The organism is Pantoea phytobeneficialis, from assembly GCF_009728735.1.
Taxonomy (GTDB): Bacteria; Pseudomonadota; Gammaproteobacteria; order Enterobacterales; family Enterobacteriaceae; genus Pantoea; species Pantoea phytobeneficialis.
This window is the reverse complement of sequence record NZ_CP024636.1, coordinates 910,808-937,121: the sequence shown is the minus strand read 5'-3', so window position 1 is coordinate 937,121 and position 26,314 is coordinate 910,808. Positions and strand designations below refer to the sequence as shown.

The following is a 26,314-nucleotide window of genomic DNA, read 5'->3' as shown; positions in this document are numbered from 1 at the left end:
GAAGGCAAAGATCAATGACGCAGCACAACCTGATTCCCGAGAGCAAATTACCGGCGCTCGGCACCACCATTTTTACCCAAATGAGCGCGCTGGCGCAGCAATATAACGCTATCAACCTGTCTCAGGGCTTCCCTGATTTTGATGGTCCACGTTACTTACAGGAGCGCCTGGCGTATCACGTCAGCCAGGGAGCAAACCAGTACGCCCCGATGACCGGTGCGCTGCCGCTGCGCGAAGCCATCGCCGCCAAAACCGCTGAGTTGTATGGCCACCAGCCAGACGTCAACAGCGATATTACCGTCACCGCCGGTGCCACCGAAGCCTTATATGCCGCCATCACCGCGTTGGTGCGCCCGGGCGATGAAGTGATCTGTTTCGATCCCAGCTACGACAGCTATGCCCCGGCGGTACAACTGGCTGGTGGCGTGCTGAAACGCATCGCCTTGCAGCCACCGGGTTTCCGCGTCGACTGGGCTGAATTCCGCAGCCTGCTGAGTGCTAAAACCCGTCTGGTGATCCTGAATACGCCGCACAATCCTTCCGCCACCGTATGGCGCAAAAGCGATTACGCTGCGCTGTGGCAGGCGATCGCCGAGCAGGAAATCTATGTCCTGAGCGATGAAGTTTACGAGCACATCTGCTTCGCCGAAGAGGGACACGCCAGCGTGCTGGCCCATGCCGAACTGCGTCAGCGGGCAATTGCCGTGTCATCTTTTGGTAAAACCTTCCATATGACCGGCTGGAAAGTGGGTTACTGCGTAGCACCGGCCGCCATCAGCGCCGAGATCCGCAAAGTGCATCAGTATCTCACCTTTTCGGTGAATACCCCGGCGCAACTGGCGATTGCCGATATGCTACGTGCCGAGCCAGAACATTATCGTGAGCTGCCGGAATTTTACCGCGCCCGTCGCGATCGTCTGGTGCAGGCGCTGGCGAAAAGCCGCTTTGAAGTGCTGCCATGTGAAGGCACCTACTTCCTGCTGGCGGATTACAGCGCGATTTCCGATCTGGATGACGTCAGCTTCTGCCAGTGGCTGACCAAAGAAGTTGGCGTAGCGGCCATTCCGCTGTCGGTATTTTGCGCCGATCCGTTCCCGCATAAGCTGATCCGCCTGTGCTTTGCTAAACAGGAAGCGACGCTCGACGCCGCAGCGGAGCGTTTATGTCAGCTTTAAAAATTACCGTATTGCAGGAAACCCTGAGCTGGATGGATGGCGCGGCCAATCTGCGTCATTTCGACGGCGTACTGAAGGGAATTGAAGGACGCGATCTGATTCTGCTGCCGGAGATGTTTACCACCGGCTTTGCGATGGAAGCGGCAGAAAGCTCGCTACCGCAGGAAGAGGTCGTCGCATGGTTGCATCAGCACGCCAAAGCCAGCAATGCGTTGATTGGCGGCAGTGCCGCGATTCAGACCGAAAAAGGCACGGTTAACCGTTTCCTGCTGGTTGAGCCGGATGGCACGCTGCATCAATATGACAAGCGTCACCTGTTCCGCATGGCAAATGAACATCAGCATTATGTTGCCGGTGAAACCCGTGAGGTATTCACCTGGCGCGGCTGGCGTATTCTGCCGCAGATTTGTTATGACCTGCGCTTCCCGGTGTTTACCCGCAACCGTAATGATTATGATCTGGCGTTATTCGTCGCCAACTGGCCAGCACCGCGTGCACTGCACTGGCAGTCACTGCTGATGGCAAGGGCGATTGAGAACCAGGCTTATGTGGCGGGTTGCAACCGCGTCGGCAGCGATGGCAATCAACATCAGTACAGCGGCGACAGCCGGATTATTTCACCACTGGGTGAGATTCTGGCGGCGGCCGAGCCGTTTGCCCGTGCGCGTATTGATGCGGAATTGTCGCTGGAGGAGTTGCAGGCGTATCGCGATCGCTTCCCGGCGTGGCGCGATGCGGATCAGTTTACGTTGTAATACCCTCACCCTAACCCTCTCCCGCCAGCGGGAGAGGGAACTGATCGAGTCAATCTGGCATATGGCACGTCTCCCTCTCCCTCATGGGAGAGGGAACTGATCGAGTCAATCTGGCATATTGCACATCTCCCTCTCCCTCATGGGAGAGGGCCGGGGTGAGGGTAACAGACCGCACTCAACTACCGCGATAAGTCGACCACGACCAGGGCGAAATCAGAAACGGCAGATGATAATGGCTGCCGGTTTCACCCAGCACAAAATCGATCTGGGCACTGACGTATAACGCGTCACGCCCTGTTGCTGCAAAATAATCACCAATCTCGGCAACCAGACGATAATGCCCCGGTGCTAACGGCTCCGGTGTCAGGTCTTTAATTCGCCCGTCAGCATCGGTGTGGCCCTGTGCCAGCAGCAACCATCCCTCCGGGCTGTCCTGCTCCAGCGCGACCGCCACCCCAATCGCCGGTTTACCCAGCGCGGTGTCCAGAATATGCGTGGTGATGGTACTCATGCGATGCTCTCCTTTAACCTTAATAAGGTAATTTCCCGCAGTTGCGTCAGCGCTTCTTGCTGTTCGGTCACGACATCATTGTTAAGCCGACGTTGCAGTTCTGCCAGCATCTCTTCACCGCTACGCCCTTTGGCACGAATCAAAAACACCCGGCCAAAGCGCTGTTCATAACGCTGATTACCCGCCAGCATGGCAAATTGTAACGCGCCGTTGGCATCCAGCATCGCCGATTGCTCACTGCGCGAAAACGTGGCTTCTTTGTCTTCGCCAGCGGCTTTTTCCCCGATGCGAGGATGTGCACTCAGCGCCTGCTCCAGCTCCGCACCCTGCCACTGCTGCGCCAGACGCTCCGCCTCAGCCAGCAACTGTTGTGGGTTGCTGAATGGACGCGCTGCCACCAGCGCCTGTTGCCAGGCAGGAATGGCGACACAATGGGCAATCGCCGCCTGCGCCTCCGCGGGCGACAACTGATTAAAGTTTTCCAGCTTCATGCCACCACTCCTTTTTTATCCACGGGCCAGGTCGCACACCGCCTGCACATAAGCCTGCACGCCGAACGCCACATCCGCAGCCTGCACCGACTCTGCCGGATGATGGCTGATACCGCGATGGTTGCGCACAAACAACATGCCGACCGGCCAGCGTTCCGCGATGGCAATCGCATCATGCCCTGCCCCGCTGGGCAGAGACAGGCTGCGCCCCTGCACCGTTTCGACCGCATGACTCAGCGCCTGTTGCAGACGCGCATCACAGGCAGTGGCGTTGATGCGATAAAACTCATCGGCGTCAAACGTCAGCCCACGGCGTAAGGCGATGGCCTCGGCCTGAGTCAGCAGCATCGACAGCAAACGTTCCAGCGGTTCATCCTGTGGGCCACGCACATCCAGCGACAGTTGTACTTCGCCGGGGATCACATTCACCGCGCCGGGCGCGCAGTGCAGCGTCCCGACCGTCGCCACCAACTGCGGGTCCAGCTCGCGGGTGGTCTGCTCAATAAACACCATCCACTCGGCGGCAGCGGCCAACGCATCTTTACGGTGCGTCATCGGCACCGTACCCGCGTGCCCCGCCTCGCCGGTAAAGCGGCAGTTCAGGCGGCGTGCGCCGTTGATGGCGGTCACTACGCCGAGCGCCAGATCGTCCTGCTCCAGACATGGGCCTTGCTCGATATGCAGCTCCAGATAGGCGGCGATATCGTTCACATCACGCGCGGCGTCAAGAATTTTTGCCGCATCTAAACCGACATCCTGCATCGCCTGAGCCACGGTGATACCGTTGCCATCAGGATGGGTAATCCAGCTTTCCGGCCAGCTTCCGGTAATGCCCCGGCTGCCGAGCAGCGTGATACCAAAACGCGTGCCCTCTTCATCGCCAAAGCCAACGATTTCCACCGCCAGCGGCAGACGCTGTTGGTGATCGTGCAGCCACTGCACGGTTTCAATGGCCGTCAGCACACCGAGCATACCGTCATAGCGCCCGGCATTACGTACGGTGTCGAGATGTGAACCGAGCAGCAACGCCGGTGCGCCTGGGGTGGCGGATTCGTAGCGGCCACAAATGTTACCCACCGCATCCTGCCACACCGTCATTCCTGCCGCCTGCATCCACTCGCCGACACGCTGATTGGCACGCATCTGCTCTGGCGAGAGGTAGACACGCATCAGGCCATCGTCGGTTTCGCTGATCTCAGCCAGCGCATCGCAACGCGCCATGACACGGGCGGCGGCTAACTGCGCCTCGCTGGCGGTCATCAGGCTTTCACTCATGCGTGGCTCCCGTAGTGATCCCAGGCCGCCTGGAGCGCCGCACCTTGGGTGGAACGGAAGCCGAGATGATTCAGCACCGCTTCCAGCGCCGTCAGGGTTTGCATCACGCAATCTTTGCGCGCGTTATAGCCCATAGTGCCGATACGCCACACTTTGCCGTGCAGGGGGCCAAAGGAGGTGCCAATCTCGATACCGAAATCTTCCAGCACCAGCTTACGCACCTGATCGCCGTTAACGCCCTGCGGGATCACCACGCCAAGCACGTTATTCATTTTATGTTGCAGGTCGCCGAAGGTTTCCAGTCCCATCCCCTGAATGCCTTTCAGCAGCGCATCGCCGTGCAACTTATGACGGGCGATTCCGTTATCCAGACCTTCCTGCATAATCAGGCGCGCGCACTCGCGTGCGCCAAACAACGCGGTAGTGGCTTCGGTATGGTGATTAAGACGCTCCGGTCCCCAGTAATCCATGATCATGCCGAGGTCGAAGTAGTTGGAGTAGATCATCTCGTCGTCGCCGTCCTGATGCTCGGCGGTGCGGATGCCCTCTTCCACGCATTTACGCTTGCGGATCACCGCTTCCATCTGCGGGCTGAGGGTGATCGGCGAGGTACCGGATGGACCGCCAAGGCATTTCTGCATCCCGGCAGACACCGCATCCAGCCCCCAGGCGTCAGTCTCCAGCGCGTTCCCCCCCAATGAGGCGGTGGCATCGGTGTAGAACAGCACGCCATATTTCTGACAAATCGCCCCCAGCTCGGCCAGCGGTTGCAGCATGGTAGTGGAGGTGTCGCCCTGCACCGTCAGCAGCAGACGCGGCTTGATACGTTTGATGGCATCTTCGATCTGATCCGGTGTGAACACCTCGCCCCACGGCACTTCAATGGTGTGCACTTCCGCACGGCAGCGACGCGCGATTTCACACAGCAAATGACCAAAACGACCAAACACCGGCACCAACACTTTGTCACCCGGACGGATCGCTGACAGCAGGACCGCTTCGATCCCGGCGCGTGAGGTACCGTCGATCAACATCGTCCAGCGGTTTTCGGTGCGGAATACGCCACGATACAGCGCCATCACCTCATTCATGTAATTCGTCATCGCCGGATCGTATTGACCAATCAGTTGCGTCGACATGGCGCGCAGCACGCGCGGATCGGCGTTGATCGGTCCCGGACCCATCAGCAGACGCTGCGGCGGATTGATTTGCGGAAATTGCGTGATGTCCATGATGAATTCCTTGTTGATGTCTTAGAGACGGACCGTCGAGATAAACTGTTTCAACTCCGCCGTTTGCGGATTGGCGAACAACGTTTTGCTGTCGCCCTGCTCCCAGACGCGCCCCTGATGCATAAAGACCACTCGATCACCCACATCGCGGGCGAAGTTCATTTCGTGTGTCACGAGAATCAGCGTCATACCTTCGGCAGCCAGCTGCTCCAGCACTTTCAACACTTCACCCACCAGCTCGGGATCGAGTGCGGAGGTGATCTCGTCACAAAGTAATACTTTGGGTTGCATTGCCAGCGCACGGGCGATCGCCACACGCTGCTGCTGACCACCCGAGAGATTGGCCGGGTAATAATCCAGGCGTTCACCGAGGCCAACTTTTTCCAGCATCTGCTTCGCCAGGTCCCGGCATTCGGCTTCGCTTTTTTTCAGCACGCGGCGCGGAGCCAGCATCACGTTTTCCAGCGCCGTCATATGCGGGAACAGGTTAAAACTCTGGAACACCATTCCGACCGAGCGGCTGATTTCACGCGCCTGCGATTCACGGTCGGTAATGGTCATCCCGCCCAGTTTGATGCTGCCTTCCTGATAGCCTTCCAGCCCGTTCATGCAGCGCAGCAGGGTACTTTTGCCCGATCCGCTCCGTCCGATGATGGAGATCACTTCGCCCATTTCGATATCGAGATCGACACCTTTAAGGACGTGGTTGTCGCCGTAGTACTTCTGTACCTGATTAATGGTGATGAGCGGCATTGAATTTTTTCTCCAGGTACTGGCTGTAACGCGACAGCGGATAACACATCAGGAAGTAACCCAACGCCACCAGGCCAAATACCTTAAACGGCTGATAAGTCACGTTGTTCAGAATGGTGCCGGCTTTAGTCAGTTCGACAAAACCAATGATTGAAGCCAGCGCGGTGCCCTTGATCACCTGCACGGCAAAACCGACCGTTGGGGCGATGGCAATGCGGATTGCCTGCGGGGCAACCACGCGATACAGCGTCTGGCCGAAGGTCAGGCCCAGGCAGCGCGAGGCTTCCCACTGCCCTTTCGGCAAGGCACGGATGCTGCCGTACCAGATATCCACCAGAAAGGCGCTGGTGTAGAGCGTCAACGCCAGTGAGGCAGCGGTCCAGGGGGCAACGTCGATGCCAAACAGTGCGACACCGAAGAAAGCCAGAAACAACTGCATCAGCAGCGGCGTCCCCTGGAACAGTTCGGTATAACCACGAATCACCCGCATCAGCCACGGCTTACGCAGCAGGCGCAGAAACAGCAGCGGCAGGGTCACCAGCGTGCCACCAAAGAAGGCCACCAGCGACAGCAAAATCGTCCAGCGCGCCGCCAGCAGCAGGTTGCGCACGATATCCCAATCGGTAAACGTGGTCATGATGGCTGCGCTCCAAACCATTTACGCCCTACGGCCAGCAGTAGCTGACGCATGGCAATCGACAACGCCAGGTAGATCAACGTCGTCACCAGATAGACTTCAAAACTCAAAAAGGTGCGTGACTGAATCAGGTTGGCGGCGAAGGTCAGTTCCTCATAGGAGACTTGCGATACCACCGAAGAACCCAGCATCACGATGATGCACTGACTGACCAGCGCCGGATAAATACGTTGCAACGACGGCGGCAGCACCACACGCAAAAACGTCTGGCTGCGGGTCAGGCCGAGTACACGGCCCGCTTCCCATTGCCCCTTTGGTGTCACCTGGATACCGGCACGAATTATCTCGGTGCTGTAGGCACCGAGGTTAATCAGCATCGCCAGCAGCGCAGCTTCGCCCGCCGTCAGTTTCAGACCAAGATTGGGTAAACCAAAGACGATAAAAAACAGCTGCACCACAAAGGGCGTGTTACGAATCAGCTCGACGTAAATGCCCCAGATGCGCCCCGCCAGGCTGGGTTTACCGCTGCGTAGCGCGGCACCGAGAATACCCAGCGCGACGCCACCCACCGTTGCCAGCACCGTCAGTTGGATGGTGACCCACAGCCCTGCCAGTAACTCCGGCCAGTGTGGCCACAGCGCAGCAAAGTTAAGTTGCCCAATCATTGGCCGTCCTTCTTATGCGCCGAGGTTGGCCGGCAGTGGCGCTTTCAGCCACTCTTCGGACAGTTTGTTCAGGGTGCCATCTTTAATGCCCTGCCCGATAAGCGCATTCACTTTATCTTTCAGCGCTGGCTCGTCTTTCTTCAGACCGATAAAGCACGGGGAGTCTTTCAGCATAAACTGCGCCACCGGGGCTTTGGCCGGGTTCTGACGGGCAATCGCTGCGACGACCAGGTTACCGGTGGCGATAAACTGCACCTGACCTGAAAGATAAGCAGACAGCGTGGTGTTGTTATCTTCGTAACGTTTCACCTCGGCATCTTTCGGAGCGATACCGGTCAGAACCATATCTTCTACCGCACCACGGGTTACGCCGATGGATTTGCCGCTCAGCGCCGCCGCATCTTTGATTTCTTCGCCTTTCGGACCAAATACGCCAAGGAAGAACGGTGCGTAAGCACGGCTGAAGTCGATCACTTTTTCACGCTCGGCGTTTTTCCCCATGCTGGAGATCACCAGATCGACTTTGTCGGTTTGCAGGTAAGGCACACGGTTGGCACTGGAAACGGGCACCAGCTGCAACTTCAGTTTCATCTCTTTGGCGAGGTACTTCGCCATGTCGATGTCGTAGCCCTGCGGCTGTAAATCGGTGCCGACAGAACCGAACGGCGGGAAGTCCTGCGGCACGGCAATGCGGATCACGCCGCGTTTCTGGATGTCCTGCAACTGATCGGCCATTGCGCTACCAACCTGCGCCATCATCAGAGCAGCGCCCGCTACCGCCATTAAAACTTTTTTCATTATGCACCCCGGTGAGTTTATGTGAAACAAAAGATTCTTGATGAATCGTTCTGCAACTAATGTGCCAACCGAAACAAAAAGAACACTTCCACGTAAAATCAGGGTTTCTGCATTATCAGACGAAAAAAAACGGGCGCATTGCCCGTCTGTGATTCTGATCAAAAAAGGTGCAAAGCACCAAAAAGGTGCCCTTTAACGGTGTTCCAGCTCATCCAGATGCTGATAAAGGTCGGCAATCTGGTGAATTCGCTGACGCCCCTCTGACAACATTTCATGCAGCAACGCATTGGCCAGCAGGTTAATCAGACTCATGGCAGAAGCGTAGCTATCGAAGGCGGAGACGCTGTCGAGCGGCGCACACAACTGCCAACGCGCCAGGGTGAGGATGCCCTGCGCCTGGGGTTCGCACAGCGCCAGTACCGGAATGTTGCTCTGCTGCAACTGCTGCATCAACGGACGGATAATGCGTGGACGGCGACGAAATGCCATCACCACCACCACATCATCAGGGGTGATATCCACCAGCTCCTCACCCAGCGTCTGACCCGGTTGCGGCAGCACATGGACCTGAGGACGGGCCTGCATCAGCTGTTGGCGCAGGTGCAGCGCTACCGGATAGGCGTTACGCATACCAATGATAAACAAGCGTTTTGCCTGTGCCAGCGCCTGAATCACCTCACCAAATTGCTGCGGGTCGATGCCGTTGACCCACTGCGTCAGGTTCGCCATCTCCTGCTTATAATGGCGCGACAGCAGCGTGTTGCCCTGCACAGCATCACGGTTGTCGGTCAACGGCATGCCACTCTGGCGCAGCGTGCGCAATTCATCGCGCATGTCTTTATATTTTTCGTAACCGAGGCGCTTAAACAGCCGGCTCACCGTGGCTTTTGATACCCCGCTCAGCCGCGCCAGCTCGGCGCTGTTGTAGCTGATCAGGTCATCAAAATGGTCAAAGACAAAATCGGCAATGCGCTGCTCCTGCGGCGACAGTTGCGGATAGTGACTGCGGAGGCGTTCATCTAGCTGTTTCATCATTCGTCCTGTAACTTTCGTTTCATCACAAGCTAGCATAAATCGATCCACAATGGTGTCCGACCAAAACTGGAACAGCTCTTGCTATAACTTTGCCATGTACCCAAAAATGAGTTCACTATGATACAGAGCAATATGGCCCCGTTAGGTATGGCCGTAACCCCGCATCATCTCGCCAGTGAAAGTGCCTTAGCCGTGCTGCGCGAAGGTGGCAACGCCATCGAAGCTATGGTGGCGGCTGCCGCCACTGTCGCCGTGGTTTACCCGCATATGAATGGTTTAGGTGGCGATGGCTTCTGGCTGATCGTGCCTCCCGGTGGTGATCCGATCGCCATTGACGCCAGCGGTGCTGCCGGTTCACTGGCGCACTTTGATTTCTACCACGGCGCAACAAAAATTCCACACCGTGGCCCCAAAGCGGCCCTGACCGTGGCCGGTACCGTCAGCGGCTGGCAGGAGGCGCTGGCCTTCTCTGCTGAGTTGGGCAGCCCGGCACTGCCGCTGGCACGTCTGCTGCGCGATGCCATCCGCTACGCGGCCGACGGTATTCCCGTCACCGCTTCACAGGCGGCAGCGACAGCAGCGAAACGTGATGAATTACAGGATCAGCCCGGTTTTGCCGCCAACTTTTTACCCGATGGCGAAATACCTGCCGCAGGCAGCCGCTTTACCCAACCGGCGCTGGCGAACACGCTGAGTTTGTTGTGCGAACAGGGGTTAGACAGTTTTTATCGCGGTGAGCTGGCGCACCATCTGGCGCGTGAGATGTCCGCGCTGGGTATGCCGATCACGCTGGAAGATTTGCAACGCCAACAGGCACGCCGCTGCACGCCGTTGCATCTGGCCCACAGCGAAGGCGACATCTGGAACATGACCCCGCCGACCCAGGGGCTGGTATCGCTGGCGATTCTCGGCATCACCGATCGCCTCAACATGGCGGAAGCGGATGACGCGCAGACCGTGCACCGCATCGTTGAAGCCACCAAGAAAGCCTTTGGCCTGCGTGACCAACATATTACCGATCCGCGTCATATCGACATTGATGTGCAGAGCCTGCTGGATGCTGATCATCTGGCTGGCCTCGCCGCGCAGATTGATGATGCGACCGCCGCCCCCTGGGGCACCGGCAAAGGCCCCGGTGATACCGTGTGGATGGGGGTGATGGACAGCAGCGGGCTGGCAGTCTCCTTTATCCAGAGCATTTACCACGAATTCGGTAGTGGCGTGGTGCTGCCGGGTACCGGCATCACCTGGCAAAACCGCGGTGCGGCTTTCAGTTTACAGCCGGGCCACCTGTTGGCGCTGGCACCAGGCAAACAGCCCTTCCATACCCTTAACCCGGCGGCGGCACGGCTGAAAGATGGCCGCACTATGGTTTACGGTTCAATGGGTGGCGATGGTCAGCCACAGACCCAGGCGGCGATCTTTACCCGTCATGTGATTCAGGGGCTGCCGTTGCAACAGGCGGTGAGCGCACCACGCTGGCTGCTGGGCCGCACCTGGGGACAATCCTCTGACTCCCTCAAGCTGGAAGCGCGTTTCGCGCCGGAAACGGTGCAGCAATTACGCGAGCTGGGTCATGAAGTGGAGCTGTTGCCCGATTTTAGTGAGGTGGTGGGTCACGCAGGTGCCATCATCCGTCATAACAACGGCATGTTTGAAGGCGCATTTGACCCTCGCAGCAACGGCAGCGCCGCAGGTTTCTAAGGAGAAAAGATGACGACACAACCGGACTGGGCCGCCTATATCGCCCAGATGGAACAGATTCTGGCGCTGGAGCTGGATGAGGCGCGCCGCGCCGAGCTTTTAACCCAATTCAACCGTATTGCCGCGATGGCCGAACCCTTGATGGCCTTTCCACTCGACGATCGCATGGAAGTGGCGGGAGTGTATAAGCTATGAAACTTTCCACCCTCTCGATAAGCGCGCTGCAACAGGCACTGAGCAACGGTGAGATTAGCGCACGCGCCATTGCTGAGCAGACATTGACCGCGATTGAACAACATAACCCGGCGCTGAATGCCTGGACCGAAGTCACCGGTCAGCGCATGTTGAAAGAAGCGGATCAACTGGATACGCAGCGCCAGCGCGGTGAAACGCTCCCCCCGCTGGCGGGAATTCCCTATGCGGTGAAGAACCTGTTTGATGTCGCCGGGCACAGTACCCTGGCCGGTGCCAGCCTGTTCAGCGAACGTCCGGCGGCACGCGACGATGCCTGGGCAGTGAGTAAACTGCGCCAGTCAGGCGCGCTGCTCTCCGGCATGTTGAATATGGATGCTTACGCATACGGCTTCACCACCGAAAACACCCATTACGGACCCACGCACAACCCGCGCGATCTCAGCCGGGTGGCGGGCGGCTCCTCGGGCGGTTCCGCCGCTGCGGTCGCTGCCGGATTGGTGCATTTCTCCCTCGGGAGCGATACCAACGGTTCGATTCGCGTACCGGCCTCGCTGTGCGGCATTTATGGTCTGAAACCGACTTTTGGTCGCTTGTCGCGTAGCGGCAGCCATCCGTTTGTTGCCAGCCTTGACCATATCGGTCCGTTTGCCCGCTCGGTAGAAGATCTCAGCCTGGTGTACGACACCTTACAAGGTGCGGATGCCAGCGATGCGTTTCAGGCTGCCCAACCGGTGACGGCAGCCAGCCCAACCCTGACTCAAGGACTTGAAGGGCTGCGTTGTGGTGTGCTGGGCGGTTTCTTCTCTACCTGGTGTGATGATGACGCGCGAGCCGCGCTGGCTATTGCTGCCAAAGCGCTGACGGCCAGCGATGAAGTGACAATGGCGAATGCCGAGATTGCACGCTCTGCTGCCTTTATCCTGACCGCTGCCGAAGGGGGGAATCACTATCTGCCGAAACTGCGTGAGATGCCGGAACGTTTCGAACCGAACTCGCGTGAACGCCTGTTAGCGGGTGCGATGCTGCCCTCCGCCTGGTATGTGCAGGCACAGCGCTTCCGTCGCCATTTCCAGCAGCAGGTACTGCCGCTGTTTGAACATTTTGACGTGCTGATCGCCCCGGCGACGCCATGCAGCGCGACCACCATCGGTCAGGAAACCATTCGTATTAATGGGCAGGATCTGCCAACCCGTGCCAGCATGGGGATGCTGACCCAGCCGATCTCCTTCCTCGGCCTGCCGGTCTGTACCGTGCCGCTACCTACCGCCAGCGGCTTGCCGATTGGTTTGCAGTTGATCGCAGCACCGTTTAAAGAACACCTGGCATTGCGCGCCGCCTGGGCGCTGCAACAACAAGGGCTGACGCTGCCGCAAACTACCCTGATGGACGCATAACCATGACCCCAGAGAATATCGATCGTCCGGCGATTGTCGCCGAAGTCACCGCCGCGTTTTACCGCTACGAGCAGGCACTGGTCAGCAATGACGTAGCAGTGCTGGATGAACTGTTCTGGCACGACAACCGCACCGTGCGTCTCGGCGCCGGTGAAAATCTGTATGGCATTGAGGAGATCCGGGCGTTTCGTGCGGCTCGTCCCTCTGCCGGATTGGATCGCGACTTGCGCCATACGGTGATCACCACCTTTGGTGATGATTATGCGGTGTGCAGCACCGAGTTCACCCGTGCCGGGACGGAGAAGATTGGCCGTCAGCAGCAGACCTGGGTCCGACTGCCGTGCGGCTGGCGTATTGTTGCCGCGCAGGTGAGTTTGATGGTTTAAATGCATCCACAACCGTAGCGGCGCGATTTATCGCGAAATTCCCTGCGCGATAAATCGCGCCGCTACGGGGGCTTTTATTCTGCGGGATGAGTCTCCATCCAGTGGTCGGCAATCTGCTGGCGCGTACACACCCATACCTGGTCGTGTTGTTGGATATGGTCAAGGAAACGCTGCAAAGCACGGAATTTGCCAGGACGGCCCAACAGACGGCAATGCATGCCGATCGACATCATCTTCGGTGCAGTTTCCCCTTCTTCGTACAACACATCAAAGGTATCGCGCAGGTAGGTGTAGAACTGCTCGGCGGTGTTGAAACCCTGCGGTGAGGCAAAGCGCATATCGTTACATTCCAGCGTATAAGGAATGATCAAATGCGGTTTTACCGTGCCATCCTGGCAGGTCACCTGCGTCCAAAACGGCAAGTCATCGCCGTAGTAATCGCTGTCGTAGCTAAAACCGCCCTGCTCCACCACCAGGCGGCGTGTGTTCGGGCTGTCGCGCCCGGTGTACCAACCCGTCGGTGCTTTGCCAAACAGATCTTTCAGCACATCGACCGCCTGCTGCATATGCTGGCGCTCAGTCTTCGCATCCATCCCCTGATAGTGGATCCAGCGCCAGCCGTGGCTGACCACGTCATAGTCGGCGGCTTTGATCGCAGCAACGATTTCCGGATGGCGTGCCAGCGCCATCGCCACGCCAAAAATGGTCAGTGGCAAACCGCGCTTTTGAAATTCGTGGTGAATGCGCCAGAAACCCGCGCGGGAGCCGTACTCGTAGAGCGAGTCCATCGACATGTGACGATCGGCATAGCTGGCAGCGCCGATGATGTCGGACAGAAACTGCTCAGAACCGGCGTCGCCGTGCAACACGTTATTTTCGGCACCCTCTTCGTAATTGAGGACAAATTGCACCGCCACGCGAGCTTTCCCCGGCCACTGGGCATGCGGTGGCTGACCAGCGTAACCAATCAGGTCACGCGGATAGTTTTTGTTGAAGCTGTACTCTTTCTTTTCAGATACATCACTCATTCTGTAAGTTCCTGTGTAAACCTCAACCAGTGCTTAGTTTAGGTGCTGGAAGGCACCCGTGAGCGGTTTTTCTAGCGGGTAATCGAGATCGCCATGTTTGCTGGTGCCAAAGCCCAGCGCCACCAGCGACTCCACCATTTTGACCGCCGCACCGACACCGTCGATCACCGGTAAACCGAGTTCGCGGGTCAGATCCTGGGCCAGCGTCGCCATGCCGCCACATCCCAACACAATCGCCCCGCTACCATCTTCCCGTTTCGCCTGGAGACAACGCTGACGCACCTTTTCCTGCGCCACACCGCTACCATCTTCCAGTGCCAGCACCGGTAAATCGATGGCATGCAGGGCGGCACAATGATGGGTAAAACCATATTGCTGCAACAGATGGCGCGCAATGACCAGGGTCCGTGGCAGCGTGGTCACGATGGAAAAACGCGTCGCCAGCAGCGTCGCGGTATGCATCGCGGCTTCGGCGATACCCACCACCGGGCCGGTCGCCAACTCGCGCGCAGCCAGTAAACCGGGATCGCCAAAACAGGCGATCACATGACCACTGACACCCTGCGCTTTACCCCGCTTCACCTGCTCCAGCACCCCAAGGGCGGCGATTGCCTCATCAAAGTGGCCCTCAATAGATGGCACTCCCTGGCTCGGGCACACCGCGATAATTTCAGTGCCCGGTGCCGCCACAGCTCGCGCAGCCTGGCCGATGGTTTCCGTCATCGCCAGGCTGGTGTTGGGGTTAATAACCTGAATCAGGCTCATCAGGTGACTCCTTTACCGGCGAACAGCCGGGCAAAATCGGGGAGGGTTTCACCGCTGCGCTCAAAGTGCAGGCTGGCAACGATATGTTCGAAGTGATGATGGAGCGCAGCCGTCAGACCGGCCAGATCTTTCTGCCGCAGCAGATCCACCAGCCGATCGTGATGATCACAACGGCAGCCGCGCTGCCAGGGGGCACCGTACGCCGCAATGACCAGCGAGGAGCGTTGCGTCAGGTGCGTCACCATTTCGGTCAGCACCTGGTTACCTGAAATCGCCTGGAGCTGAATATGAAACGCGGCCGACAACCGAATCGCCGCTGCACCATCGTGTTGTTCATGCGCATGCTGTTCTGCGGCGATCAAATCCGCCAGCGCCGCCAGATGCGGTGGTTGCACATGGGCCAGTACCGCCGACAGGTTGGCGCATTCCAGCAAACTGCGTGTGGCGAAGATATCCCGTGCTTCCTCCACCCCAGGTGTCGCCACCTGTGCACCACGCCTGGGCGATAAGGTAATCATTTGCACCGCAGCGAGGCGTTGCAGCACCTTGCGGATACCGGTACGGCTGACGCCAAACACTTCAGACAGCGCCTCTTCGGGCAATTTGCTGCCGGGGGGCAACTGGTGTTCAACAATCGCGCTTAACAGCGCCTGGTAGATGGGTTCGTCTCTATCATTCAGATCTGCGGCCGTTCGCTGGCCTGTTTCACTCTTCATTTCCCACTCCGGTAAATGTCTGTGCACAGCACATCGTATACGCGAAAAACAATTTTTGTATACAAGAAATCAATTCTGGCCTGGATCCTGCAATACCGTTTCACGCTGTGATTATTATTCATTATTAAAGAGAGGAGCAGGTTTCATGCCAAATCATTCTGAAGTGACCTCTGCGGTGGCCTCTGAAGCCAACGCCCACTATAGCCCACGGCTTTGCAATGAGGATCTGGCACCCACGCGGGACCAGAACTGGTCGTGGTACAACATTTTCTCTTTCTGGATGTCGGACGTGCACAGCATGGGCGGCTATGTGGTGGCGGCCAGTTTCTTCACACTCGGGCTGGCAAGCTGGCAGGTGTTGCTGTGTCTGCTGGTGGGGATTTGTATTGTGCAGCTGTGCGCCAACCTGGTGGCGAAGCCAAGCCAGATGGCGGGCGTGCCTTATGCGGTGATTTCGCGTCAGGCGTTTGGTGTGTTCGGTGCCAATATTCCTGCAATAATCCGTGGCCTGATCGCCTTTGCCTGGTACGGAATTCAGACTTACCTTGCAGCTAACGCGTTGATGCTGGTGCTGCTGAAGTTCTTCCCGTCACTGTCCAGCATGACGCACAGCAGCTGGCTGGGCTTATCGCAACTGGGCTGGTGCTGCTTCGGCCTGATGTGGTTCTTGCAGGCGCTGGTGTTCTGGCACGGAATGAACGCTATCAAACGTTTCATCGATGTGGCGGGTCCCGCGGTGTACGTGGTCATGGTGGCGCTGGCAGGATGGATTGTATACAAGACCGGTTTTGACGGTATCTCTTTTACCCTGGCCAGCAAGCAGTTGAGTGCGGGCGAGCAGACCTGGCAGATGATCACCGCAACGGCGCTGGTGGTGTCCTACTTCTCCGGCCCGCTGCTTAACTTTGGTGACTTTTCTCGCTACGGTAAAAATATGGGTGAGATTCGCCGTGGCAACCGCTGGGGCCTGCCGTTCAACTTCCTGCTGTTCTCGATTGTGACGGTGGTGATTGTCTCTGGCTCCAATTCACTGTTCGGACGCATGATTACCGACCCTATCGAAACCGTCAGTATGGTGGGTAACGATTTGGCGGTGGCGCTTGGTCTGTTAACGATGATCACCGCGACTATTGGTATCAATATCGTGGCAAACTTCGTGTCACCCGCCTTCGACTTTTCCAACTGCTCACCGCAGAAAATCAGCTTCCGTACCGGTGGCATGATCGCTGCCGTCGGTTCTGTCTTGCTGACCCCGTGGAACCTGTTCCAGTCACCTGAATTGATTCACTACACGCTGGATGTTCTGGGTTCCTTTATCGGACCGCTGTTTGGCATTCTGATCGCCGATTTCTATCTGATCAAACGCAGCAAAGTGTATGTCGATGATCTGTTTGATGATACGCCGAAAGGCCGCTACTGGTATCAGGGTGGCTTTAACCCGAAAGCCATTGCCGCGCTGCTGCCTTCGGTGGGAATTTGCCTGATTATCAGCTTTATTCCGTCACTGCATGAGGTTGCCAACTTTAGCTGGTTTATCGGAGTAGCGCTCGGCATGGGCTGCTATCGCTGGCTGGCGCGTGCTGAACGTGAAGTACCGGCGGCCACGTATCGTGGCAAGGTGGTGGTGCAGAAGGATTAAACCGAACGGCGCGATAATCGCGCCGTTTGATTGTCGAATCCGAAAAAGCAAAAAGCCGATTCATTACTGAATCGGCTTCTTTAAATAGATTGGCGGTGCGGACGGGACTCGAACCCGCGACCCCCGGCGTGACAGGCCGGTATTCTAACCGACTGAACTACCGCACCGCGCTGTGTTCCCCGTCGGGAACGAGGCGCATATTAATGGCACGGCGATCTGCCGTCAACGCTTTTTCTGTGGGTTTGTTTCGTTTGCTGTTTTTTTCAGCTTAACGTTGCTTTTCCACGCAAAATCAGCCATTTCAGGCACGCCACAGGCAGCTACCGCCCTTCTTCATCACCAGATCTAAACGGCTTTCATGTGCCAGGCACTCTTCATCGCTGGCGCTGACGACGCGCAGACCCGACGCCGGGCGAACAATGCGCTGAATATTTTCGCCATCCACCTGGCTGCTCTGCTCGCTCTCGTGGGAAAAAGCCAACGATGTCTGGCCACCCGTCATGGTCAGGAACACCTCGGCGAGAATTTCGGCATCGAGTAATGCGCCGTGCAGCGTTCGTTTGCTGTTATCAATTTCCAGACGGCTACAGAGCGCATCAAGGCTGTTACGCTTGCCGGGGAACATCTTGCGCGCCATCGCCAGGCTGTCAGTAATTTGGCAGAACGTCTCGGTTTTGCCGATGTCGCGCTGCAACATGGCAAACTCGTAATCCATAAAGCCGATATCGAACGATGCGTTATGGATCACCAACTCCGCACCGCGGATATACTCAAGAAACTCCGCGGCAATGTCGCTAAAGCTCGGCTTATCCGCCAGAAATTCATCGGCAATACCATGAACGCCAAAGGCTTCCGGGTCCACCAGACGATCTGGCTTGAGGTAAATGTGAAAGTTATTACCGGTCAGGCGGCGGTTGATCACCTCAACCGCACCGATTTCAATGATGCGATGTCCTTCATAGTGCACACCGATCATGTTCATGCCGGTGGTTTCGGTATCGAGGACGATCTGGCGGTTATTTGCAGTGCTCATAGGACTCGTTTATGTCAGACTTGGTGTTTTGTCAGTAAGGAAGTCTACCAGAGATGCGTAAACAGGTAGAAATATTCACCGATGGATCCTGTCTCGGCAATCCCGGCCCCGGTGGCTATGGTGCCATTCTGCGTTATCGCCAGCATGAGAAAACCTTCAGTGCCGGTTACCGCCTCACCACCAATAATCGTATGGAACTGATGGCGGCGATTGTCGCGCTGGAAGCGCTGACGCAGCCGTGTGAAGTGGTGATCAGCACCGACAGCCAATATGTACGCCAGGGTATTACCAGCTGGATTCATAACTGGAAGAAACGCGGCTGGAAAACCGCTGAGAAAAAACCGGTGAAGAATGTCGATCTGTGGCAACGGCTCGATCTGGCGCTGAGCTCGCATCAAATCTCGTGGGAATGGGTGAAGGGCCATGCCGGTCACCCGGAAAACGAACGCTGCGATGAGCTGGCGCGCAGCGCCGCCAGCCAGCCGACCCAGGATGATGTCGGTTATCAGCCGGAATCCTGATCCTTCATGTTGCGGAACTGGCGCGTCGCGTTAACCGTCTGCCGCAGTTGCGTTTTACTCAGGCTTTTTTTCACTTTGGTGGGCGTTAACGGGAAGGTTCGTTTACGCGCCACCACCACATTCAGACAGCCCAATGCCGGCAGATGCGCGCTGATCACTTTACCGCCCTGCCGGTGCCACGGCACCACCTGGAAGCGAGTACGATAAACCACTTCATAGTTCAGCAGATGCAACCAGTCCAGCAGACGCATCTGGCTAAACATCCGACCGCTCCACGGGGCTCGGCTATGCAGACCCGGAATGCCTTTGCTGATACCCAGCAGGCTAAACGGATTAAAGCCGCTGATAATCATCCAGCCATCGTCAATCAGCACTCGATCAACCTCACGCAGCACGCGATGCGGATCCTGGCTCCAGGACAAGGTGTGAGCTAACAGGCAGGCATCAATCGATTTGGATTCGAACGGCAGTTGGGTCGCGCGGGCAATCACCTGCAACTCGTCACCCTGCTCCCCAACATTCACCTGATGCGAAATGGGGCAGTGGCTGGTATTGATTTCTGCGCTTAAATTGCCAATTTTAAGCATATGAAAGCCATACAGCTTCCCGAGGTAAGGTTGCAGTTGCTGGGTTAAGGCGTCGCGAAAATAATCGCCCCAGGGCATGTCGCGCCAGGAGCGTGGCGCAGTCAGGATTTGGCGTGTTTTAGCCGGCTTCATGCTTTACCATCTTCCTTTTTCTACGGCCTGAGAGGTGTTTATGAATCTTACCAGTATTCCCGCGTTGCAGGATAACTACATCTGGACACTGACCGATGAACACAATCACTGCCTGATTGTCGATCCCGGCGAAGCACAGCCCGTGCTGGATAAAATCCGTGTTCATCGCTGGCAGCCGGTGGCAATTTTACTGACACACCATCATCACGATCATGTCGGTGGTGTCGCTGAACTGTTGCAGCAGTTTCCTGAACTGGAGGTTTTCGGTCCACAAGAAACTGCGGATAAAGGTGCAACCCGCATTGTTGGCGATGGGGATGAATTTACCCTGTTGGGGATAAATTTCCGTGTCATCGCTACCCCCGGCCACACTTTAGGACATATCTCATATTACAGCTCGCCTTATCTTTTCTGTGGTGACACGATGTTTTCCGGTGGCTGCGGCCGATTATTTGAAGGCACCGCACAACAAATGTTTGAGTCATTTCAAAAGCTTAACCAGCTACCTGGCGACACTCTGATTTGCTGTGCACATGAGTACACTTTATCCAATATGAAGTTTGCTGCGGCTATTCTGCCCCATGACCCGAAAATTTTAGCAAGGTTCCAGCAAATTAAGGACTTACGAGCAGAAAATCGCATTACTTTGCCAACAAATTTGGCTTTAGAGCGTGAAATAAATTTATTTCTTCGCACGCAAGATGCTGATTTACAAAAGGCTTTAGGCGGTAATTTTACAACTGCGCCACTATGGCAAACTTTTGCAGATCTACGCGAGAAGAAAGATCGTTTTTGATATTTGTGGTTGTGTTGTGTCAGACCGTCAAGTATGATTGCTCGTCTTTTAAGCGAACTATTGACACACACATGAAGGCAAAAGCGATATTAATCGCCTCTGTCTTGCTGGTGGGAGGTTGTCAGGCATCAAGGAATGACGCCACTATCCCGCAACAGCATGCTCAGAGCCTGTCTTCAGCTGGTCAAGGTGAAAATGGAAAGTACGGAGATCGCTTGTTGTCGCCGCGCTGGCAAGATGATGGAACAAGCCTCGCAGAAGACACTGATCTCTGGAATCACATTAGTGACGAGTTGAAGATGGGGATTCCGGATAACTCCCGGATCCGCGAACAAAAAACAAAGTACTTAAAAAATAAGAGCTATCTCCACGATGTAACATTACGGGCAGAGCCGTACATGTACTGGATAGTCGAGCAGATACAGAAACGTAAGATGCCGATGGAACTGGTACTGCTACCCATAGTGGAGAGCGCTTTTGACCCACATGCAACATCTTCTGCGAATGCCGCTGGCATTTGGCAGATTGTTGCAACAACGGGCAAAAACTATGGTTTGAAACAGAACCAATGGTATGACGGTCGCCGGGATGTGGTGGCGTCTACCAAGGTTGCGCTGGATATGATGCAGCGTCTCAACACCATGTTTGACGGTGACTGGTTACTGACCGTTGCCGCTTATAACAGTGGTGAAGGACGTGTGTTGAAAGCGATAAAACAGAATAAGGCGCGCGGTAAGCCGACCGATTTCTGGAGTTTGTCGCTGCCCCGCGAAACCGCGGTTTATGTTCCTAAAATGTTGGCCTTGAGCGATATTCTCAAGAACAACAAGCGCTACGGCATCAAATTGCCGACCCCGAACGAGAGCCGAGCACTGGCTCGTGTTGAAGTGGGTCAACAAATTGAGCTGACGCAAGCCGCAGATATGGCTGGCATGTCGTTAAGTAAGCTGAAAAGCTTCAATGCTGGCTATAAACACGGCAGCACAGCGCCGAATGGACCGCACTACATTATGGTGCCTAAGTCCAACGTTGCTCAGCTGCGCAATTCACTGGCATCTGGTGATATTGCCGCCGTGCAGCCTTCTCAACTGGCAAAAGCCAGTGATGTGGGAAGCAGCTACACGGTTCGCAAAGGCGACACCTTGTCTGGCATTGCCAGCAAGCTCGGCGTGAGCATTAATACACTGAAGCAGCAGAATAACCTGCGCGGTGCCTCAGTTCGCATCGGTCAGAAACTGACCATCGGCGATAAAGGTTCGCAGCTGGCCGATAACGGCAACAGCATCACCTATCGTGTTCGTAAGGGTGATTCTCTTGCCAGTATCGCGCGACGTCATGGAGTCAATATTCAGGACGTTATGCGCTGGAACAGTGTATTAAGTGATGCGAAGAGCATTCAGCCGGGTGATAACCTCACGCTGTTTGTTCATAATAGCGCAACGCCAGACACCTAATGTCGCGAAAAGGCTGACAAATGTCAGCCTTTTTCTTTTTATGCGGGTGAGCAAAATCTGCTGTACGTGGCAGTTTAGCGCGGAGTGGTTCTGGTGGAGTTAAATTCAACCAGCAACGGGTTATGGTCAGAAGCACGCGTCACCAATACCGAGGCTTCACTGACCTTCATATCACGGTAGAAGACAAAATCCAGCGGTCGACCAAAAGCTTTGCGCCGATGGTCATCGGTAAACGTCACTTCATGTAAAGCCATGTCCTGAGCGAAGCGAAACAACGCCTTCATCCTCTGACGACTCCAGGCATTAAAATCCCCGGCCATAATCACCGGCCCTCGATGGTACTGGATTTGCTCCCCAATCGGCCCCAGCTGTTTGCTGTAGACATCGATACCCAGGCTGAAATTGACGGCATGGATGTTCACCACCATCAACATTTCTCCATTGGGCAACGGATAAGCGGTCACCAGCGCGGATTTTGCCAGCCGTAATAACGGCTCACGCTCACGCAATGGGCAGCAGTACACCGGATGAGCCGACGCCAGCGTCATCACCCCAGAGGGATGCTGTGGCAGCACAAAAGCAGGTACCTGGTCAGCAGCCAGATAGTTACTGGTGGCGAACTTCACCAATTCAGGGGTGGTTTGCGCTTCCTGTAGCAACACCAGATGAGCATCTTTGCCAAAGCCTTGCAGCACTGACATCCAGTCTGCACGTTGCTGTTTAAAGATGTTCCACACCAATACCCGTAATGTCGGGTCGGCTGTGAGTGGTGCGCCGGGCGGTAACGCTTGCCCAACATGTAGCATCGCCCCTGGCGGAAAGATCCGCTCAGCAGGCTGTCCTGCTACATAACGCATTGCATAGGTTTTTTTCCGCACTTTCCCGCCTGGCTAGTTACAAACATACTTCACCTGACTGTTATAGGGATTTTAGCGCGGGGTTTCAATTGGTGTTCTTGATTGTCGGAATGGCCTTAACGGCATTTGAGTGCATCAGCCCACCTGAGCGTGGGCTGGAAAGCGAATTATTCGAGGGCAATCACCGCGCGCGGCCTGTCCAGCGCACCGCTCAGACGCACCAGTAACAAAGCGATAAAGACGATGACTGCACCGACCCAGGGAGTTTGTGCTAACCCATATTGCTGCACGATATGACCGCCCACAGAAGAGCCCAGCGCAATGCCAATATTAAAAGCGGCAATATTTAAACCCGAGGCGACATCTACCGCACCAGGGGCGTAATGTTCTGCCTTCTGCACTACATAAACCTGCAACCCCGGCACGTTGGCGAAAGCAAAAATACCCATCACCACTACGGTCACTAATGCCAGATAGTGCATACTCGACGTCACCTGAAAGACGCCCAACAGTACCGTCAGTGCGGCGAAAATGAGGGTCAAAGCCGGCACAGCGCCATGACGATCCGCCAGCTTACCACCCCAGATATTGCCAATTGCCACCGCGATGCCATAGCCCAGTAAGATAACGCTCACAGCCGAAGGTGAGAAACCCGCCAGTGACTGCATCATCGGTGCCAGAAAAGTAAAAGCAGTGAACACCCCACCGTACCCGAGGGCAGTGATGGCATAGATCAACAACAAACGTGGATTGGTTAACACACGGGCCTGCTGTCGTAACGAAGTAACGGGCGGCTGAGCGATATGGCGTGGAACCAGCAGCATACTGGCGACCAGGGCAATAACCCCCAACATCGATACCGCCAGGAAGCTCTCACGCCAGCCAAAATGCTGCCCGATCAGCGTTCCCAGTGGCACGCCCGTTACCAGGGCAACTGTCAAACCGCCAAACATAATCGCAATAGCGCTGGCCGCTTTCTCTTTACTCACCAAACTGGTCGCGATGGTTGACCCTACCGAAAAGAACACACCATGTGCCAGACCAGTGAGCAGTCGCGCAATCACCAATGTTTCATAGTTCGGTGCCTGCCAGGCTACCAGATTGCCAAGGGTGAAAAGCGCCATTAACCCCATCAGCAAATGTTTACGCGGTAATTTCCCGGTCAACGCCGTTAGCACCGGAGCACCGATGGCTACCCCAAGGGCGTAGATAGATACCAGCATCCCGGCTGAAGGCAGGGTAATCGCAAGTTGTTGCGCGATGGTCGGGATCAACCCGACGATGACAAATTCAGTGGTTCCGATAGCAAAGGCGCTGATGGTCAGCGCCCAGAGTGCAAGTGGCATGATTGACTCCCAATTAGTTTTGATGGGCGCCAGTATCCGCTTATGGTTTAATAACAAAAAGGTGCAAAGTAACAATAGACTTTTGCTTGTGGAGGGATAATGAAGGCATCATCAGACGAGCTGAAAGTGTTTATTGCGGTAGTGGAAAGCGGGAGCTTTAGCCGTGCTGCTGAACAATTACATATGGCCAACTCGGCGGTCAGCCGGACGGTGAAAAAGCTGGAGACTAAGTTGGGTGTGGCGTTATTGACACGTACCACTCGCCAGCTCGCCCTCACGCATGAAGGTGAACACTACTTTCGTCGCATACAAAAATTGATGCAGGAGATGTCAACAGCGGAGAGCGAGTTGATAGACAGACAGCAAGCTCCGCGTGGCGTGCTGCGCATTGATGCCGCAACGCCGGTGATCCTGCATTTGTTGTTGCCGATGGTTAAACCGTTTCGCGCACGCTATCCCGATGTCACTCTCTCGTTGATTTCCTCGGAGAGCTTTATCAATCTTATCGAGCGTAAAGTCGATGTGGCCATTCGCGCCGGAACCCTGACCGACTCCACCCTGCGCGCTCGTTTATTATTTATCAGCTATCGCAAACTGGTCGCCACCCCTGCGTACCTGGCGAAGTATGGTACTCCACGCTCTGTGGCCGATTTAGCGCACCATGAATGTCTCGGTTTCGTTGAGCCTTTACGGTTGAATCGCTGGCCTGTGGCGCAGGAAAATGGCGAACTTTATGATATTAATCCGGGAATGTCTTCGAACAGCGGGGAAACAATCAAACAACTTTGCCTGAACGACAATGGTATTGCCTGCCTTTCTGACTATATGGTTGATCAAGAAATTGCCGATGGGACCTTTGTAGAGTTGCTGGCGGATCAGCGTTTGCCGGTAGAAATGCCGTTTAACGCAGTTTATTACAGTGATCTTGGTGTCAGTCAGCGAGTACGGGCATTTATTGATTTTCTCAGCGATTGGGTGCAGAACCAGCCCTGGCGAAGCCAGGACTGATTTTTTTGCTTAATCCCAGGCCGGAGCCAAACCATCCGGACTAACCAGACGATGCCGACGATCCAGGGCGTGGATCTTATCCATATCATCAGAATCCAGCTGTAAATCCTGAGCTTGCAGATTTCCGGCTAGGTTGTCGCGTTTGGTCGATGACGGAATGACGGCATAACCCAACTGCATTGCCCATGCCAGCACTACCTGCGCTGGGGTTGCCCGGTGCTTCTGTGCAATAGCCTGAATGACTCCATCTTTCAGCGCTTCACCATAGGCCAGTGTCATGTAAGAGGTGATGTGAATCCCCTGCTCCCGGGCAAACTTCACCACCTGCTCGTTCTGCAAATAGGGATGAAGCTCAATCTGGTTGGTAGCAATATTTTCCACACCGACCGCTTCAATTGCTTCTTTCATCAATGCAATCGGGAAGTTGGAGATACCGATTTGACGAGTCAGGCCCGCTTCTTTGGCGGCCAGCAGTGCCTGCATGCTCTCTTTTACCGAAACGCTGGCTCCCGGCGACGGCCAGTGGATCAGGGTAAGATCTACATAGTCGGTGCGCAGTTTCACCAGGCTCTCTTTAAGGCTGGGGATCAATTTATCAACAGAGAGATTTTCCACCCAGATCTTGGTGGTCACGAATAACTCGTCTCGTGCAACGCCACTTTCGGCAATCGCCTGACCTACAGCAGCCTCATTTTCATAGATTTGTGCGGTATCGATTGTTCGATAGCCAAGCTCAAGTGCGGTTTTAACCGAATGAATAACAACATCGTCTTGCAGACGGAAAGTACCTAAACCAAAAGCAGGGATTGTCATGATTTCCTCATCGTTGAATGAAATGTTTTCGATGGGAGCATTTTGACAGCTTCTTTATTGCTGAAAAATCCGCTTATAAGCAGAGGAATTTTGCGTTTCAGTCAATAATACGCTAAAGAAATACAGAAATGAAAAAGCCCTGACTTTTCAGTCAGGGCTAATCAAGAGAGTGGCGGTGCGGACGGGACTCGAACCCGCGACCCCCGGCGTGACAGGCCGGTATTCTAACCGACTGAACTACCGCACCACCGAATACTGCATTACCAGCGGGGTCTCGCTGATAAGCGGTGTTACCTTTTCAGGTAAATACCTTAAATTGATGCCTGGCAGTTCCCTACTCTCGCATGGGGAGACCCCACACTACCATCGGCGCTACGGCGTTTCACTTCTGAGTTCGGCATGGGGTCAGGTGGGACCACCGCGCTACAGCCGCCAGGCAAATTCTGTTTATCCGCACCGCCCTCACAGGCCATACGAATCAATCCGTTCGAACAATGCTGAAAATTCTCGCGTCTCTCAACTCAAAACGCCTCTGGCGTTGTAAGGTTAAGCCTCACGGGTCATTAGTACCGGTTAGCTCAATGCATCGCTGCACTTACACATCCGGCCTATC

The 26,314-nt window shown here is 55.7% G+C and carries 28 protein-coding genes, 2 tRNA genes and 1 rRNA gene; 11 read left to right on the top strand and 20 right to left on the bottom strand.

Annotation, left to right across the window (positions count from 1 at the left end; translation table 11 throughout):
- Window positions 1–14: 14 nt before the first annotated feature.
- Both CTZ24_RS04175 and CTZ24_RS04170 read left to right on the top strand, forming a co-directional pair.
- On the top strand, window positions 15–1,175 hold the full coding sequence (locus tag CTZ24_RS04175) for a pyridoxal phosphate-dependent aminotransferase (protein WP_208724895.1): 1,161 nt from the start codon (window positions 15–17) through the stop codon (window positions 1,173–1,175).
- The gene (locus CTZ24_RS04170; RefSeq protein ID WP_208724894.1) at window positions 1,163–1,930 is read left to right on the top strand and encodes an amidohydrolase; all 768 of its coding nucleotides are present in this window, start codon (window positions 1,163–1,165) and stop codon (window positions 1,928–1,930) included. Before CTZ24_RS04175 ends, CTZ24_RS04170 begins: the two co-directional genes overlap by 13 nt.
- 175 nt (window positions 1,931–2,105) lie before the next feature.
- On the opposite strand, the gene uraH is transcribed toward CTZ24_RS04170, so the two are convergent.
- The 9 genes from uraH to hpxU form a co-directional block, all read right to left on the bottom strand.
- The gene (uraH, locus tag CTZ24_RS04165; protein WP_208724892.1) at window positions 2,106–2,441 is read right to left on the bottom strand and encodes a hydroxyisourate hydrolase; all 336 of its coding nucleotides are present in this window, start codon (window positions 2,439–2,441) and stop codon (window positions 2,106–2,108) included.
- Window positions 2,438–2,932: a 2-oxo-4-hydroxy-4-carboxy-5-ureidoimidazoline decarboxylase gene (gene uraD / locus CTZ24_RS04160; RefSeq protein ID WP_208724890.1), complete on the bottom strand. Its 495-nt coding sequence runs from the start codon at window positions 2,930–2,932 to the stop codon at window positions 2,438–2,440. The genes uraH and uraD overlap by 4 nt, the downstream gene beginning before the upstream one ends.
- Window positions 2,933–2,947: 15 nt before the next feature.
- Window positions 2,948–4,207: an allantoate amidohydrolase gene (hpxK, locus tag CTZ24_RS04155; protein ID WP_208724888.1), complete on the bottom strand. Its 1,260-nt coding sequence runs from the start codon at window positions 4,205–4,207 to the stop codon at window positions 2,948–2,950.
- Window positions 4,204–5,439: a pyridoxal-phosphate-dependent aminotransferase family protein gene (locus CTZ24_RS04150; protein ID WP_021186146.1), complete on the bottom strand. Its 1,236-nt coding sequence runs from the start codon at window positions 5,437–5,439 to the stop codon at window positions 4,204–4,206. Before CTZ24_RS04150 ends, hpxK begins: the two co-directional genes overlap by 4 nt.
- A 21-nt stretch (window positions 5,440–5,460) precedes the next feature.
- Window positions 5,461–6,192, bottom strand: a complete 732-nt coding sequence (locus tag CTZ24_RS04145; protein ID WP_208724887.1) for an amino acid ABC transporter ATP-binding protein — start codon at window positions 6,190–6,192, stop codon at window positions 5,461–5,463.
- Window positions 6,173–6,829: an amino acid ABC transporter permease gene (locus tag CTZ24_RS04140; protein WP_021186145.1), complete on the bottom strand. Its 657-nt coding sequence runs from the start codon at window positions 6,827–6,829 to the stop codon at window positions 6,173–6,175. Before CTZ24_RS04140 ends, CTZ24_RS04145 begins: the two co-directional genes overlap by 20 nt.
- On the bottom strand, window positions 6,826–7,494 hold the full coding sequence (locus CTZ24_RS04135) for an amino acid ABC transporter permease (protein WP_021186144.1): 669 nt from the start codon (window positions 7,492–7,494) through the stop codon (window positions 6,826–6,828). Before CTZ24_RS04135 ends, CTZ24_RS04140 begins: the two co-directional genes overlap by 4 nt.
- A gap of 12 nt (window positions 7,495–7,506) precedes the next feature.
- A complete protein-coding gene (locus tag CTZ24_RS04130) occupies window positions 7,507–8,292 on the bottom strand; it encodes a transporter substrate-binding domain-containing protein (RefSeq protein WP_208724884.1) in 786 nt (261 codons plus the stop codon).
- 192 nt (window positions 8,293–8,484) lie between these two features.
- A complete protein-coding gene (hpxU, locus tag CTZ24_RS04125) occupies window positions 8,485–9,324 on the bottom strand; it encodes a MurR/RpiR family transcriptional regulator HpxU (RefSeq protein WP_021186142.1) in 840 nt (279 codons plus the stop codon).
- Window positions 9,325–9,444: 120 nt separating this feature from the next.
- Here hpxU and CTZ24_RS04120 point away from each other — a divergent pair, with 120 nt between their 5' ends.
- Genes CTZ24_RS04120 through hpxZ form a run of 4 tightly spaced genes read left to right on the top strand, consistent with a single transcriptional unit; the run spans window position 9,445 to window position 13,006 of the window.
- Window positions 9,445–11,031, top strand: coding sequence for a gamma-glutamyltransferase family protein (locus CTZ24_RS04120; protein WP_208724883.1), 1,587 nt, complete (start codon window positions 9,445–9,447; stop codon window positions 11,029–11,031).
- A 9-nt stretch (window positions 11,032–11,040) separates the two neighbouring features.
- On the top strand, window positions 11,041–11,226 hold the full coding sequence (hpxX, locus tag CTZ24_RS04115) for an oxalurate catabolism protein HpxX (protein WP_021186140.1): 186 nt from the start codon (window positions 11,041–11,043) through the stop codon (window positions 11,224–11,226).
- Window positions 11,223–12,620, top strand: coding sequence for an AtzE family amidohydrolase (locus CTZ24_RS04110; RefSeq protein ID WP_208724881.1), 1,398 nt, complete (start codon window positions 11,223–11,225; stop codon window positions 12,618–12,620). Before hpxX ends, CTZ24_RS04110 begins: the two co-directional genes overlap by 4 nt.
- Before the next feature lie 2 nt (window positions 12,621–12,622).
- Window positions 12,623–13,006 carry an oxalurate catabolism protein HpxZ gene (gene hpxZ, locus CTZ24_RS04105; protein ID WP_021186138.1) on the top strand — a complete coding sequence of 128 codons (384 nt, stop codon included), beginning with the start codon at window positions 12,623–12,625 and terminating at the stop codon, window positions 13,004–13,006.
- A 74-nt stretch (window positions 13,007–13,080) separates the two neighbouring features.
- On the opposite strand, the gene puuE is transcribed toward hpxZ, so the two are convergent.
- From puuE to CTZ24_RS04090, 3 genes are read right to left on the bottom strand one after another with little or no spacing between them, the layout of a single operon-like run.
- Window positions 13,081–14,034, bottom strand: coding sequence for an allantoinase PuuE (gene puuE, locus CTZ24_RS04100; RefSeq protein WP_208724880.1), 954 nt, complete (start codon window positions 14,032–14,034; stop codon window positions 13,081–13,083).
- Between the two features lie 33 nt (window positions 14,035–14,067).
- A complete protein-coding gene (gene hpxA, locus CTZ24_RS04095; protein WP_208724878.1) occupies window positions 14,068–14,799 on the bottom strand; it encodes an aspartate/glutamate racemase family protein in 732 nt (243 codons plus the stop codon).
- Window positions 14,799–15,515 carry a GntR family transcriptional regulator gene (locus tag CTZ24_RS04090; RefSeq protein ID WP_208724876.1) on the bottom strand — a complete coding sequence of 239 codons (717 nt, stop codon included), beginning with the start codon at window positions 15,513–15,515 and terminating at the stop codon, window positions 14,799–14,801. The genes hpxA and CTZ24_RS04090 overlap by 1 nt, the downstream gene beginning before the upstream one ends.
- A gap of 145 nt (window positions 15,516–15,660) precedes the next feature.
- On the opposite strand from CTZ24_RS04090, the gene CTZ24_RS04085 reads away from it, so the two are divergent.
- Window positions 15,661–17,154, top strand: coding sequence for an NCS1 family nucleobase:cation symporter-1 (locus CTZ24_RS04085; RefSeq protein ID WP_208724874.1), 1,494 nt, complete (start codon window positions 15,661–15,663; stop codon window positions 17,152–17,154).
- A gap of 90 nt (window positions 17,155–17,244) precedes the next feature.
- On the opposite strand, the gene CTZ24_RS04080 is transcribed toward CTZ24_RS04085, so the two are convergent.
- A tRNA-Asp gene (locus CTZ24_RS04080) sits at window positions 17,245–17,321 on the bottom strand.
- Between the two features lie 134 nt (window positions 17,322–17,455).
- Window positions 17,456–18,187: a DNA polymerase III subunit epsilon gene (gene dnaQ, locus CTZ24_RS04075; RefSeq protein ID WP_021186133.1), complete on the bottom strand. Its 732-nt coding sequence runs from the start codon at window positions 18,185–18,187 to the stop codon at window positions 17,456–17,458.
- 53 nt (window positions 18,188–18,240) lie between these two features.
- Between dnaQ and rnhA the strand changes: the two genes are divergently transcribed.
- Entirely contained in the window at window positions 18,241–18,708 is a 468-nt protein-coding gene (gene rnhA / locus CTZ24_RS04070; protein ID WP_208724872.1) for a ribonuclease HI, read from the top strand.
- Here the strand turns inward: rnhA and CTZ24_RS04065 are convergent.
- Complete coding sequence (locus CTZ24_RS04065; RefSeq protein ID WP_021186131.1) at window positions 18,693–19,427, bottom strand: class I SAM-dependent methyltransferase; 735 nt, start codon at window positions 19,425–19,427, stop codon at window positions 18,693–18,695. The genes rnhA and CTZ24_RS04065 overlap by 16 nt on opposite strands.
- A gap of 40 nt (window positions 19,428–19,467) precedes the next feature.
- On the opposite strand from CTZ24_RS04065, the gene gloB reads away from it, so the two are divergent.
- Window positions 19,468–20,223, top strand: a complete 756-nt coding sequence (gene gloB / locus CTZ24_RS04060) for a hydroxyacylglutathione hydrolase (protein WP_208724870.1) — start codon at window positions 19,468–19,470, stop codon at window positions 20,221–20,223.
- Between the two features lie 71 nt (window positions 20,224–20,294).
- A complete protein-coding gene (mltD, locus tag CTZ24_RS04055) occupies window positions 20,295–21,677 on the top strand; it encodes a murein transglycosylase D (RefSeq protein WP_208724869.1) in 1,383 nt (460 codons plus the stop codon).
- Between the two features lie 74 nt (window positions 21,678–21,751).
- Here the strand turns inward: mltD and CTZ24_RS04050 are convergent, their stop codons facing one another.
- Together CTZ24_RS04050 and CTZ24_RS04045 are read right to left on the bottom strand one after the other, a co-directional pair.
- On the bottom strand, window positions 21,752–22,555 hold the full coding sequence (locus CTZ24_RS04050; protein ID WP_208724867.1) for an endonuclease/exonuclease/phosphatase family protein: 804 nt from the start codon (window positions 22,553–22,555) through the stop codon (window positions 21,752–21,754).
- Window positions 22,556–22,701: 146 nt separating this feature from the next.
- A complete protein-coding gene (locus CTZ24_RS04045; protein ID WP_208724865.1) occupies window positions 22,702–23,880 on the bottom strand; it encodes an MFS transporter in 1,179 nt (392 codons plus the stop codon).
- Between the two features lie 99 nt (window positions 23,881–23,979).
- Between CTZ24_RS04045 and yafC the strand changes: the two genes are divergently transcribed.
- Window positions 23,980–24,888 carry a DNA-binding transcriptional regulator YafC gene (yafC, locus tag CTZ24_RS04040; protein WP_021186126.1) on the top strand — a complete coding sequence of 303 codons (909 nt, stop codon included), beginning with the start codon at window positions 23,980–23,982 and terminating at the stop codon, window positions 24,886–24,888.
- Window positions 24,889–24,897: 9 nt separating this feature from the next.
- On the opposite strand, the gene dkgB is transcribed toward yafC, so the two are convergent.
- The 3 genes from dkgB to rrf all read right to left on the bottom strand — a co-directional run bounded on the left by dkgB (window position 24,898) and on the right by rrf (window position 26,138).
- Window positions 24,898–25,701, bottom strand: coding sequence for a 2,5-didehydrogluconate reductase DkgB (gene dkgB, locus CTZ24_RS04035; protein WP_208724863.1), 804 nt, complete (start codon window positions 25,699–25,701; stop codon window positions 24,898–24,900).
- Window positions 25,702–25,871: 170 nt separating this feature from the next.
- Window positions 25,872–25,948: transfer RNA gene (locus CTZ24_RS04030), tRNA-Asp, on the bottom strand.
- Window positions 25,949–26,022: 74 nt separating this feature from the next.
- Window positions 26,023–26,138, bottom strand: a 5S ribosomal RNA gene (gene rrf / locus CTZ24_RS04025).
- Between the last annotated feature and the right edge of the window lie 176 nt (window positions 26,139–26,314).